Origin of the sequence: Metallosphaera javensis (ex Hofmann et al. 2022) (assembly GCF_022064045.1) — an archaeon.
GTDB classification, from domain to species: Archaea; Thermoproteota; Thermoprotei_A; order Sulfolobales; family Sulfolobaceae; genus Metallosphaera; species Metallosphaera javensis.
Genome location: NZ_JAKNCW010000001.1, coordinates 54338 through 66763 on the forward strand (window position 1 = coordinate 54338; position 12426 = coordinate 66763).

Consider the following 12426-nt stretch of genomic DNA (forward strand, 5'->3'; position numbering starts at 1 on the left):
GGTGGCCTTACCCAGGCCTATGGGTAGGACACCGGTTACCTTGGGATTGCCCCGCCCATAAGGGCTCTAGGGTCCCTCCGTGCCCCACCCTGGGTAACCCAAACATGGTCTTTACCCAGAAGGCCACTTCGTGACTTGTGGGACCGGGTGGCTTGTCCACGTTAATGATCGAGGTGTTCATTAGATCCTTTATTGTTCTCTTATCCGGTTGAACCCCGAAATCCCCTGCAGGAACGTAATCCTTGCGAATCTCCCAGGGCTTCTCATAACCACAAAACTTATCAATTCTTTCCACGAAAGGAGAAAAATCCATTCAAATCACTGGAACTTTTACCTTCACCTTTTCCTTCATGAAGTCAACCAATCCTTGCTCCTTCAGTTTTGCCTCAATTTCCTGGTCTGAGGCTCCCTTGGCTATCTCTACCGCCTTGTCCGTGGGTTCCAAGTGTGATATGTTAACCCTTCTTCTCTTAACTCCGCTGATGTTCTTTGGACCTGTAACCAGAACAAAGTTATTGTCTATTATATCAACTATGACACATTTACTCCCAGCTTCGCGTCCAGAGAGCTTAACGCAAATCCTCCCGACTTCAATTATTGCCATATCAGAACACTTGAGAAAAGTTCTCGGTTGCTATTAAAAGCTTACTGCCAGTACTTCCTATACCTAATGAACTTCCTCTCCTCCTCCATGAGGGTTTGATAGAACTTATCCTCGCCTTGAGAGAGGGACCTAAGTACCCTTCCCAGATTGGTGGGACCTATACCCCTGACCGCCAGGGCCAAGAAGGCTGTCCTACCGTAATTGGAGTAAAGTGAGGCTATGGACTTAAGCTCCGAGAGCCTCTTCTGTTCTTTTCTGTTCAGCTTCTCTCCCCTTATGTTTCTCCTAACAATTTCCAGTGCCTCCCTGTCGTCTGGAAAGGTTGAGGTGATGAACACAGACCCGCACCTGGGACATCTCTCCGGAGTTTCTGCCACCTTCACCTTGGAGTTCCAACCGCATAGGAGACAGATTGAAAGTATCTCCTTGTTCATGAGCCGTCTCTTGAAGACTTCCACCATGATGGGTTTATCATCCACGGAGGTGAAGACCAGGAGACGGTCAAGAAATTCCTGGGCTAGGGGAGATGGGGAGGGAACTTCCACTAGGTCCCACTTCATTTCCTTGAGGAGCGACAGGATGGAGAGATCGTGAAATCTCAGCATGAACTCCTTGATGGACTCCTTTCCTATCACAGTATCAACGTAGGCCCTTAGAACGTAATGACCCAGCTTAATCTCGGCTCCCTTTTCTATGGCGCCGAAGCGTTGAGCCTCTATCAGCAGGATCCACTTGAATTCGGGCTCGTTTACTACCTGCTGTTCCAGCAATCTTGATGCATACTCAGCACTCATGGACTTAACCTTGTTCAGGACGTCCTCCACAGTCCCTACCTCCAGTGGAACCATGGAGGTCAATGCGACGTGATAGGCATCGCTCCTGAAGGAAGTTCTATACCCCATGGAGGAGAGAACCGCAGATATGAGGGAGCCGAGCGTATTGTTTCCCCTTGTGCCAAAGGGGGAATGAACTACAAGGAGATCGGAATTCACTAACTCAACCAGTATGGAATCCCTTTTCAGGATTGGGTAATTCCTGGAGAGGTGCTCCTCTACCTTCTCCTTGAGTTCGGGTTCCGCTTCCCTCCTCCCTGCAAAGGATTCGGTAAGGTATTCGTAAACCTTCATTGAAACCTCCTTCTCCACAGGTATGGCTTCCCCGAACCAGCTTGGTAGGTCACCCTTCTTGAGTTCCGCAGGGGAGACATATACCTTGCCCTCCTCTATTGATACAACTTTCCAAAGTCTTCCCCCCAGGACGAAGATACTATCCTCATCTAGAATGGACACGAAGTCGAAATCCAGGTTGCCTATCCTAGAGTTGGTGTCAGTGTTTATCACAAGATAGGTCATATTGGAGTCAGGAATCATGTTCACAGTGTAGTAGTACTTCCAAGTCCTTCTGGAGGGCTTCAGGACCTGACCCTCCCTTCTCACAACCCTCTCCGCCTCAAGCTGTTCCACCACAGCCTCCAGAAGCTCGGGGCTTAGGGTTCTGAAATAGGGAGAACCTCGAAATATCTCGAGGGCATCTGACATGAGCAAGGGACCTTCTATCACCATTCCTGCTATCTGATGGGCTAGGACGTCCAGTGGGTTCTCCTCCACAATCATGGGCTCTAGATAGGACTTGGAGAGCTCTGTAATGGCCTTACACTCGAGTACATCATAAGCGTAATTTCCGGGTATTACTACTCCCCTGGCCTTCCTATGAAGGGAATGCCCGCTCCTTCCAACCCTCTGAAGGAGCCTGATGGTCTGCCTAGGAGACATATACTGAACCACTAGGGAGATGCTACCGATATCTATTCCCAGTTCCAAGCTGGACGTGGCAACAATCGCGTCCAGCTCTCCCGCCTTAAAGCTGGACTCCATGTTCATCCTGATTTCCCGAGACAGGGAACCATGATGTGTAGCCACCCTAAGGTTAAACATCGTTTGAAGCTGATTGGCAAGGAACTCGGCAGTTTCCCTAGTGTTAGTGAAAACCAGGACAGGTCTGTTCTTCTCTATTATCTCCCTTAGTCTGAGCAATCTGGCCAGTAATACTGGATCCATTCCCTTCTTGACTGCAAGTTCAATGGTTTCATGAGAAGGCTCCGGGGTCTCAATGAGGATCTCTGTGTCTTTCCTCCCGTCAACCCTGGCCACCTCAACCTCCTCATCCAAGCTTAGGTAGGATTTGGCCAGCTCAACGTCACTGATGGTTGCAGAGAGTCCAATAAATCTAGGGTTTCTCGAGATCCTCCTGAGGCGCTGCAGAACTACGGAGAGCTCATAACCCCTCTTTTGGTCAAGCATTTCCTGCAATTCATCTATAATGATCCACCTTAGATTGGCCAGCAACTTCTTCAATCTCTTATCCACGACCAGATAGAGCAGGGTTTCAGGAGTGGTTATGAGTAGATCTGGCGGATTGAGGATAATTTCCCTTCTCTCCTTTCTGGAGTTGTCCCCATGTCTAGTCGCCACCCTAATTCCAAACGCCTGGCCAAAGTTCCTCAACCTCCCTTCCAGGTCCCTGTTTAGAGCCCTCAATGGAGTTACATAGAGTGCAGATATTCTTTCATATCCCCTGGCAAAGATCTGGTATATGACGGGAATTATAGCAGCTTCCGTCTTACCATATCCCGTTGGGGCTATCACCAGTGTATGCTTACCCTTGAGAATGCTTGGGATAGCCAGCTTCTGAATGGGTGTGAGCTCCTTATATCCAATAGATTGCAGTCTAGAGATAAACTCTTGAGATACTGAGGACATGAAGGCATATTACTGTGGGCCCCAAGGCTTATTAAGCATATGCAAAAAGAGGTTAGATATCTCATTGCGATAGGGATAGTAATTGCTGAACTCATCTTTGTTGACCTAGAAAGTCTTCAACCTATCCTCGGCGGTTTAAACGGTATCCTGACACTCTCGATTCTGGTGTTTCTAGACGGAGTTTTCTTTCCCCTGATTCTGGACTCCTTGATCCCGAGCATACTCTTCTCCCTGAGTATAGTTTCCCTTTTCACCATGATTGATGGACCTGCTGATCCTCTTATTTTCTTGGAATATCTCTCCGGGATTGGGATCACCACTGCCTTCCTGTACCTGACCAGATCGTTGTGGGATACTACCCTGATGTCCTTGAGAAGGATGAGGAGAAGACCTGATACGAAGATTTTCATTTTTTCTGTATTGCTGGGAATTGCAGTTTTTGCACTCACCCGTTCGCCCTTTCTGATCATTGGGGTAATAATTGATGGAGTCGTTCTCTCCTTTCTGGGGAGGACCGAACTGAGCCTACTATCCTCACTATCATGGATCTCTCTCCCCTACTTGCTCATGATGGAGCCCAGGGAAGAGGTTAACGGGATTTGTATAGGGGAGGTTGAGAAGGTATTGGTCAGAAGTCTAACTCCTGGCCTATTTCAGGCAGGATATAGATATAAATGGATTAGTAAGAGAAAATCCTTTTGTATAGATTTTTCTAGGACAAAGAATTACAACATAGTGATAGTGGGGTCCAGCGGATACGGGAAGTCAACTCTGGCGAAATTGATTCTGTCAAAAACTGATGTAGATTACGTTATATTTGATATTCATGATGAATACAGGGACGTTCCGGGCAAGAATGTGGATATGTCTCTAAACGGGATAAATCCACTATCGCTTTTCGGGAGATCTCCTAAACAGAGGTCCATTGAGATAGCCATGACCCTCAAGTCGATCTTCAATCTGGGAAGTATTCAGACCATGGATCTATCCAATCTCTTTGTGGAGGCGTATCAGGAAAAGGGGATATATGATGAGGATGAAAGGACGTGGACTCTGGACCCACCCACAATAAGGGATGTTCTGTTACTCCTTGAAAAGAAGAAGAGGGCATCTATGAGTTCGCAGGATCTGAATCGATGGGGCAGTATAGAGCCTTACCTGAGGTTTCTTGACTCAAACATCTTTTATGGAAGTGAGGATCTATGGAAATTACTTCAAGGGAGAGTTATACTGGACTTCTCCAGAATAACCACCGCTAACATAAAGTACATTCTAATGGAGACCGTTCTTGCCTCAATTCTAGGGAGTATGTACCTCGAGAAATCCAGCTCACTCAGGAAGCTCGTGGTTATAGACGAGGCTCCTTTCCTTCTGGGAAGGGAGAGCGGTGAGGCTCTGACGGAGAGACTTTTCGCCGAGGGAAGAAAATTCGGATATGGTTTCGTGCTAATATCTCAATATTCTGATAAACTTGAAAAAATGATAAACAACGCCTCAACAACAATGGTCATGGGAATGAATGATCCGGATGAGCTAAACTATATTGCTAGGTTAATCGGAGGGGAGAGCCAAGAGGCCAGGAGAATTATTTACGAAACGCTTTCGGGACTTGAAAGGGGGAAGGTAATAACAAGAGATATAACGGCGAATGATATAGTAGTTGTTCGCTTAAATCAGGGGTGATTTCCACGTCAGAGGATTACGACGATGAAAATGAACCAGAGACACCAGTGGATGATAGCGGTAGTAGAATGGAGGAAGAGGATGAAGGAGTACCAGCGATGTCCCTCCAAGACATAGAATTACTCACGAAGAACACTGAGGTGTGGCACAGACTTATGTCAGGGAAAATCAGTATAGAGGAGGCAAAGAAAGAATTTGAAGACAACAATTCAATTTTCGTGAGTAAGACCGAGAAGGGTAAAAAGAAAACGCCCAAGAAGAGGACGGCAAAGAAAACTAAAAAAGCCAAGAAGAGTAAGGAAGAGTAATGTTTAGGGCAATATACGGAAGTGCTAGGGATTTCTATTACATTATATCCTCCATGTCCAAGATTACTGACGAGTTAACACTGAATCTCACGGAGGAAGGTATAGGAACCAAGTACCTTACAGACGATAAGGTGATGATGGGAGTGGTCGAGATTAGCAAAGATGCACTGGAGGAGTACAGTATTGAAAAACCGGTTTCTGTGAAGCTTAACCTAGGAGATCTCAAGAAGATACTTTCAAAAATGAAGGGTAGGTCAACTGTGGAGATAGTGGAGACCGCTGATGGGATCAGAATTTCCATGAGAGATGAGAAAACGGGGACTAGGAGCAACCTCTCTATCAAGGCTGAAAAAGGAGAACCGCAGGCTCTCAAGGAGCCATCCGTTGCTCACTCGGTAACTATAGGCATTGGTGGTGATATTCTCACTATCCTAGTGGATGAGTCCATGCAGGTGGGAGAGGAAGTGGAGATAAAGACCGAAGATGATCGTGTGTCCTTTGAGGTTGAGGAAGCTGGGAAAAGATATTCGGCAATTCTCAGAAACGGTAAACCGCTCACTAAACTGGAAATAGAGAAACCGGGAAGTTCAAGGTACAGCTTACCCGTCCTAGAGAAGGTATCAAGCGCACTTTCCTTCTCCAAGGAAATAGAGATAGGGTTTGGGGCAGGGATTCCCATGAAATTAACGGCGCCACTGGAGAAGGGGGCAAGTATCAGGTTCTGGGTAGCCCCAAGACTTTAATTATTTTTCCTGGTTCCTTTATTAAGGCCATATACTTATTAATTGAAGTTTCGAATCTAGGAACAGGCCCTAGGATCAATCCAGTAATCCTGTTTCCCTCCTGAATTGGATAAACGCCCAGTTCAGGATTGACGGTGACTGATTTTAGGATCTCCCTGGAAAAATCGCTTCCAGGATCACGAAGACGTGATAGGAGCAGCGCTACCTCCATCTCCTTCCATAGATCTGGGTCAGTCACGCCCGCGTTGTCAGTCCCCAATAGGAGCCTGACTCCTCTCTTGATCATCATAGGAATGTTGGGTATCCCCGCTGAGAACCACAGGTTACTCCTGGGACATACAACCAGCTTCATCCCCTTCTCAGCCACCAATATAATTTCCTCTTCCGTTAAATGGGTACCATGAACCAGTATCTCTGGTTCGAGCGTGGAAAGGGTGACCTCAAGATCCGAGAGTAGGTTATGCCTCAGCGTTTCCGATACATGGATAGCGGTTATCCTATCTCTAAATACATCCCGGATGAGGCTAAGCTTCTCCACCCCCACGGAGACGCTACTGACCCCATATCCATCCACAAACTTCTTGAGAAGCTCAAGTCTCTCCCTTGTCACTTCACCATCCAGCCTTCCTAGCGGGATATAGTTGATTGGGGACTGGTCCTTTACTTCCCTGGAGATAGTTGCGCCCTTGAGATCCATCTCCTTGAAATCAACCACGGTGAAGACTCCCAGTTTCAGCGATTTCTCAAGGAAGTTGAGTGTTGACTTCTTCAACTCAGAGAGGGACATGCTGACCAGTACCCTGTATTTCTCACTATGCGGGTCTCCCACAGCCTCCTTGAGGGTGAGATTCCATCCGAACTCAGGAGCTATGGCATCAAAAGTATGAACGTGTGAGTTCACTAGCCCAGGCATGAGAAGGGAGTTGGGATAGGTTTCACCCTTTACGTCCCATCCCTTTCCAACGTGTGAGATTATCCCATCGCTGATCTCTACGTGAACCTTCTCCGCTATTTCCAGTTCCTGTCCAAGTAGGGCATATTCCACGTTCACTATTCTTGAAGAAGCTTCCAAATCTCTCGCCTGTCCTTCCTAATTTCAGTTAAGGCCTTAGTGGCGTTCCTCATGGCCTCCCGTGCATTTCTTCCGATTCCTATACCCACCTTCATTTTTTGATTATTCTCCACCCTTGCTATGATCTGATCTATTACGTCTGGTCCAATAACCGTGACGATATTATCTCCGCCCATGTACTGAGCTATTCCACCAAGCGAATATACGTGCTCCACAATCTCGAAATAGAACTTCTGGGCCTCAGTGAAGGACCTGTATGTGGAGGTACCGTTAGTGAAATCCGTGAACCCGTTCAGGTCAAAATGAGCCACAGCGATAGGCGAATCTGGATAGGCAGGAAGTTGAAAATTGCCAGGCTCTAGCTCCTTAAGACAGCTGTATCCATTCTCCTGAGCCTTCAGTGGAGTTTCACCGTAACCTAGGCATGCCCTGATGTTAACTGGAGCCATTCTGGAGACGTAGTTCAGGAAGGCCCTTAGCCTACCGATTTCTATCCCATCTGCAAACATGATAGACTGATCGTATCTCATGGGAAAAACCATGCTTCCCATCTGAGAGGCCTTCCAAATCATCTTAGACGAGAGAAGATGCTGGTTTACCTGGATTTTCCACTCCCTATCGTTACCTAGCAACTCGGTCCATTCCCTATAGTTAAATAGCTCGACTATCAACACCTTCATTCTATATTCACCGAGGAACCGCTCTGGGAGGCCTTCATCCTTCTAGCCATTTTCACCGCTGATTCCACAGCCCTGGTGGAATACTCCTCTATTCTCTCCACGGCCTGCTCATGCGTCGCACCAGGTCCTATTATCCCGAGGGAGACAGGCTTATCGAATTCAAGGGACAGATCTGAGATCAGTCTAGTTACTTGATTGGCAATTAGCTCGTCATGCTTCGTTTCTCCCTTAATCACTGCCCCCAGCGTAACTACACAGTCTATGTCATCCCTTGACAACAAACGCTTCACGGCGAGAGGGATCTCAAAGGTTCCAGGAACCTTGAATATGGCCCTTATCTCTGCATTGAGGAACTTGGCATGTGAAATAGCTCTGTCAAGCATCAGGTGGGTAATATCATAGTTGAACTCAGCGACCACTATTCCCAGTTTAATCGAGCTGTCCTGCATTTCTATACCCCTGCCTCAATCCTTTACCTGCCATTCCAGTTAGGGCGTTCTTTCCATCCCTAACTAACTTCACCAAGTTTACGGAATGTTTTCTCGTCCTATCAATAGCGATCTCCCGAAGAGACTCCTCATCCTCAGCCTCATCCTCATGGACGGTTACGTCGATAACGTGAGTAGAGGTCAAAATTTGAACGGTGATAAGCCCTATACTTGTGGCTAAGTAACTATACTTGTCCAACTGAGTTTTCCCCACCCAACCAAGGGTTATTACCCCATTGCATCCACCTTCAATGAGTCTCTTCGCAGCTACAGGTAGATCCTTGATGCCGGGAACTGTGTAACGAATAATATCAGCATCTGGATCCTCTTTCCTGATGGTGTTGATGGCTATCTCGCCCATATTAACCCTGGAGAAGGTGGTATCTGCAACTCCGTATACTCTCTCCATCACGCTACCACCTCCTGTAATATCTCCTTCCCCTCTAGGAAGTGAAATCCGTTATGCCTGGCAAACTTAATGGCTTCATTCTTTTCTAGACTTGTCTTCTCCCCCAACATTTCGGCGAAGACCATACTCCTCTCTAAGCCTAGGACCTCTGCCAGCGCTATACTAAGTTCCGTATGTCCACGTCTATTTCTAATTCCCCTAGAGATGAGTATTGGAACGTGCCCTGGCGAGTAGAAGTTTTCATAAAAGATCTCTCTGGCACTTTCCCTCTTCTCCCTTAAGTTAGCGACTATGCTATGAAGTTCACTTATGGTACGTGCCCTATCCTGGTCTGAGATACCGGTCCCGGTATCCACGTAGTTAACCCATATGGAAAATGCTGGCTCGTCGTTGTATCTTGGCCTTTTCACAAGTCTGGAAAGGAGTTGATTGGATCTAAGAATGTCCACTTGAAAGGGAAGGCCCAGTAACTCTGCCTCTTCCTTACCTGTTGCGTAACATATTAGACCTCCAGCCAGAGTCCTTAGGGTTTTGACGCTCTTCCAGGAGACGGCCCCAGCATAAAACACCATGTCCACCTCTTGTTCTCTACCGTCGAAATCGTATATCAGAACTGGGATACCAGACTCCAGATCCCTCTTTACCTCTTCCAGTTTAGGCATAGGAACCAATTCACAGAATAGTATAAAAGCGTATATACTAATGTCGTTTGCTTCGATTTAATAGGATTGAAATAATAACCATGATCGATACAAAGACTACGAATGGCACATATTGTAGATTCTGACTCGAAGATGATGAGTGATTACTTGAAGTTGGGATGCGATAACTATCACTCTTCAACGCGGAGGAAAGATGTACCGTAACGTTGTGTGTAGAAAGGGCGAAGTTTATCTGATAGGTGGAGTTTGGCACCAGCTCATAAAGCGGAACAATCAATGCGGTGGAGTTGACCCTGCTAAATGAGATATTGGATGTTATATTCTGCGGGGTGAAGTTCAGAACCAGCAAAATTCCGTTGGACAGGTTATAGGGCTTTACGTAGTTCAGGGGCTCGGAAGTCACGTTGACGACGAGAATTTGATTTGGAGATTGAAAATAATATACGAATGTGTTCTGCTGAAGTATAGCAGAGCTTAGCGCCAGCAGTAGGAGAAAAAGTTCACGCATTGTTATATAAGTATATAAGTTACACCGTTATATACCAGTTAGTATGTCTTCAGCGACACCCAATCCTTATAATTGGAAATTTGCGCTCATTAGCCAGACATATCTTATTGTAATATCTATAATTCTGGGATTTTATCCGAAATATTTCCTTGAAGCATTCATTTCATATTTCATTATCATCATGGCAATAACTTTTTCCATGACTTACAAGTCTAATCCAATGTTAAGGGATAGGAAATTAATGATGGAAGTGGCGAATTCAGGAACACTTTACGAGGAGAAGAATGCCAATGATCTGGTAATGAAGGATGAGGAGTACCAGAAAGAGTACATGCAATTTGCCAAGAAAAATATGACCATGCTCTTCTCCTATCTAATTTACATAGTTGTGCTCTTCTTCGTGTATAGCTACGTCTCTAAGTTCGCTACCTCTCAGACCGATCCCTATTATAGACTGGCAGTTTACCTAGTTTATTTTGAAATAATCTATCTATTTGGATTCTTTGTATACAGGAGACTGTTTAAGCCCAGTATGATGTCAACCATGGCTCCCTTAAGTTACAAGGTTACAGAGAAGGGAGTGATTGGTTCAGGTGGTATGTCAGTCTTCCTACATGCAAAACATTTACTCAACTCCAATTTTGTGGTTAATAGGGAAAAGAAGTATGTGGAAATCGATTCCACTGAGGCTAAGTATCCATACAAGATAAGGCTCTACGCCAAGGATATTGACAAATTATTGGACATGCTAGAGAGAGTGAAGAGACTGGAGTTAAAGAGACAATCTCAAACCGGCTAAATGAACGTGAAGATAAGACCCTATAGCATTATTGACCCTGACTCCGTCAAGGCCATCTTCTATACCTTTTCCATTTCTATGTTTTAATGTGAACCTTTTCTCGTTGACGTAGTCTGGGGACGAGGCATGAAACTCGTGTCCCCTGATCACGTCTCCAGCCCTTCCGAGGGGAATGTCCTCCAACACATCTACAACCCTGTAGCCCAAGGTGAGCTTATTCATTGAAATTCCCATGTCGTATACTCCTGCCATGTGGAACTTACCATCCTTTGTTTTAATGTAGCTTGAGAGATACATTAACCCTCCACATTCCGCAATAATTGGGATACCAGCGTACGCAGACCTCTTTATCCAGTTGATAGTGGAATGAGATTCTGAAAGTTCCTTGGGGAACAGCTCTGGATAACCTCCACCCAAATAGATTAGATCTGCTTCATCCACCTTCTCGTTGCGTATTGGACTGAACAATTTGATTGCATAGGATTTGCCAATTATGTCCAGGTTTTCTTGATAATAGAAAGAGAATGCAGAATCGTATGCCACAGCAACAATACCCTTCTTACTGCTGGGTACTTCTTCCTCTAGGTTCACATCTATGTCAGAGGCTGTGTTGGCTATATCTACTATCTCATCAAGGTCAACAAAGGACTCAACTTGTTTGGACATTTCCTCGACTGCCTCCATGGCCTTATTATAAGTTTCAACTGTGAAAAGCCCAAGATGCCTTGAGGGTACACTGAAATTGATCCTTGGAATATATCCCAATACCTTTGCATCTACCACTTTTTCCTTACAATAGGAGTAGTGGGATTCTGATGCTATCTTGTTGAATATAACTCCCCGTATATCTGCATTCCCAAAGTTCTTGAGACCATGAATTAGTGCAGCGGCTGTGGCTCCCATGGAACTGCAATCCAGTATAAGAATTATTGGGGTTCGGGTAACCTGAGATAACCTGTAGGTACTATACTCTATCCCATGGCCATCATAAAGACCCATCACTCCCTCTATTATGGAAATATCGCTTCCGCGAGAATATTTGACGAGAGACTTTAGAACGCCATCCTCCCCCATCATGAAGAGATCAAGATTTATTGATGGTTTACCGGTGGCAATCCTATGATATCCCGTGTCAATGTAATCCGGCCCAGTCTTGAAGCCGCTCACTCTCATCCTTTTTGAGAGTGCTTTCATTATACCTGCTGTCACAAGAGTTTTTCCCGAACCGCTACGATCTGCAGAAATTAGAACTCTAGGTAACATAATAATCACCTAACGCGCCGGGGGCGGGATTTGAACCCGCGTAGGGTTGCCCCTACTGGCTGGCTGGTCTAGTCTCCAGGCCAGCCCCTTGGTCCGCTCGGGCACCCCGGCACCTTCACGAGGAAAAACGCGATTTCTAAATAAGTTGGATCTCTATATATACGTCCTCTGGAACCTTAACCCTCATCAACTGGCGCATTACTCTTTCATCGGCAGAAATGTCAATTATCCTTTTGTGCAGGGACATCTCCCACTTCTCCCACTTCTTTCTTCCCTCACCATGTGGCAATCTCATTACGGGAACTTCCATTCTCCTAGTGGGAAGCGGAATAGGTCCCCTCATGCTAACTCCTGTTTTATCCACTATGCCCTTTATTTGATTTACCACATAGTTTAGGTTGTTAACGTTAGTGCTCCACAGCCGTATTCTAGCTTTATTTGGCATCCA

14 protein-coding genes and 1 tRNA gene are annotated in these 12426 nt (G+C 45.9%); 4 read left to right on the top strand and 11 right to left on the bottom strand.

The features are described 5' to 3' along the window. Positions 1–7: 7 nt before the first annotated feature. The 3 genes from L3N51_RS00405 to L3N51_RS00415 are packed head-to-tail and all read right to left on the bottom strand — an operon-like array spanning position 8 to position 3363. Positions 8–313 carry a tRNA pseudouridine synthase A gene (locus L3N51_RS00405; RefSeq protein ID WP_238024649.1) on the bottom strand — a complete coding sequence of 102 codons (306 nt, stop codon included), beginning with the start codon at positions 311–313 and terminating at the stop codon, positions 8–10. Further along, complete coding sequence (locus L3N51_RS00410) at positions 314–604, bottom strand: 50S ribosomal protein L14e (protein WP_238024650.1); 291 nt, start codon at positions 602–604, stop codon at positions 314–316. It abuts the gene before it with no gap. Positions 605–645: 41 nt separating this feature from the next. Continuing rightward, positions 646–3363 carry a DEAD/DEAH box helicase gene (locus tag L3N51_RS00415; RefSeq protein WP_238024651.1) on the bottom strand — a complete coding sequence of 906 codons (2718 nt, stop codon included), beginning with the start codon at positions 3361–3363 and terminating at the stop codon, positions 646–648. Between the two features lie 39 nt (positions 3364–3402). Between L3N51_RS00415 and L3N51_RS00420 the strand changes: the two genes are divergently transcribed. From L3N51_RS00420 to L3N51_RS00430, 3 genes are read left to right on the top strand one after another with little or no spacing between them, the layout of a single operon-like run. After that, the gene (locus L3N51_RS00420; RefSeq protein WP_238024652.1) at positions 3403–5046 is read left to right on the top strand and encodes an ATP-binding protein; all 1644 of its coding nucleotides are present in this window, start codon (positions 3403–3405) and stop codon (positions 5044–5046) included. Beyond that, positions 5043–5354 (top strand): RNA polymerase subunit Rpo13, encoded by a 312-nt coding sequence (locus L3N51_RS00425; RefSeq protein ID WP_238024653.1) that lies wholly within the window; start codon positions 5043–5045, stop codon positions 5352–5354. The genes L3N51_RS00420 and L3N51_RS00425 overlap by 4 nt, the downstream gene beginning before the upstream one ends. Then, positions 5354–6097: a DNA polymerase sliding clamp gene (locus L3N51_RS00430; protein ID WP_238024654.1), complete on the top strand. Its 744-nt coding sequence runs from the start codon at positions 5354–5356 to the stop codon at positions 6095–6097. The genes L3N51_RS00425 and L3N51_RS00430 overlap by 1 nt, the downstream gene beginning before the upstream one ends. Here L3N51_RS00430 and L3N51_RS00435 read toward each other — a convergent pair. Genes L3N51_RS00435 through L3N51_RS00455 form a run of 5 tightly spaced genes read right to left on the bottom strand, consistent with a single transcriptional unit; the run spans position 6069 to position 9408 of the window. After that, positions 6069–7169 carry an amidohydrolase family protein gene (locus L3N51_RS00435; protein ID WP_238024655.1) on the bottom strand — a complete coding sequence of 367 codons (1101 nt, stop codon included), beginning with the start codon at positions 7167–7169 and terminating at the stop codon, positions 6069–6071. The genes L3N51_RS00430 and L3N51_RS00435 overlap by 29 nt on opposite strands. Continuing rightward, positions 7148–7849: a GTP cyclohydrolase IIa gene (locus L3N51_RS00440; protein ID WP_238024656.1), complete on the bottom strand. Its 702-nt coding sequence runs from the start codon at positions 7847–7849 to the stop codon at positions 7148–7150. Before L3N51_RS00440 ends, L3N51_RS00435 begins: the two co-directional genes overlap by 22 nt. Next, positions 7846–8298, bottom strand: a complete 453-nt coding sequence (gene ribH / locus L3N51_RS00445) for a 6,7-dimethyl-8-ribityllumazine synthase (RefSeq protein WP_238024657.1) — start codon at positions 8296–8298, stop codon at positions 7846–7848. Before ribH ends, L3N51_RS00440 begins: the two co-directional genes overlap by 4 nt. Next, positions 8279–8746, bottom strand: a complete 468-nt coding sequence (gene ribC, locus L3N51_RS00450) for a riboflavin synthase (RefSeq protein WP_238024658.1) — start codon at positions 8744–8746, stop codon at positions 8279–8281. The genes ribH and ribC overlap by 20 nt, the downstream gene beginning before the upstream one ends. Beyond that, positions 8746–9408: a 3,4-dihydroxy-2-butanone-4-phosphate synthase gene (locus tag L3N51_RS00455; protein WP_238024659.1), complete on the bottom strand. Its 663-nt coding sequence runs from the start codon at positions 9406–9408 to the stop codon at positions 8746–8748. Before L3N51_RS00455 ends, ribC begins: the two co-directional genes overlap by 1 nt. A gap of 551 nt (positions 9409–9959) precedes the next feature. Here L3N51_RS00455 and L3N51_RS00460 point away from each other — a divergent pair. After that, entirely contained in the window at positions 9960–10715 is a 756-nt protein-coding gene (locus L3N51_RS00460) for a DUF2208 domain-containing protein (RefSeq protein WP_238024660.1), read from the top strand. On the opposite strand, the gene L3N51_RS00465 is transcribed toward L3N51_RS00460, so the two are convergent. From L3N51_RS00465 to rpsJ, 3 genes are all read right to left on the bottom strand, one after another. Then, entirely contained in the window at positions 10689–11978 is a 1290-nt protein-coding gene (locus tag L3N51_RS00465; protein ID WP_238024661.1) for a cobyrinate a,c-diamide synthase, read from the bottom strand. The two genes, L3N51_RS00460 and L3N51_RS00465, sit on opposite strands and share 27 nt — an antisense overlap. Positions 11979–11993: 15 nt before the next feature. Further along, positions 11994–12089, bottom strand: a tRNA-Ser gene (locus L3N51_RS00470). A 25-nt stretch (positions 12090–12114) separates the two neighbouring features. Further along, on the bottom strand, positions 12115–12423 hold the full coding sequence (gene rpsJ, locus L3N51_RS00475; RefSeq protein ID WP_011921188.1) for a 30S ribosomal protein S10: 309 nt from the start codon (positions 12421–12423) through the stop codon (positions 12115–12117). Positions 12424–12426 lie beyond the last annotated feature (3 nt).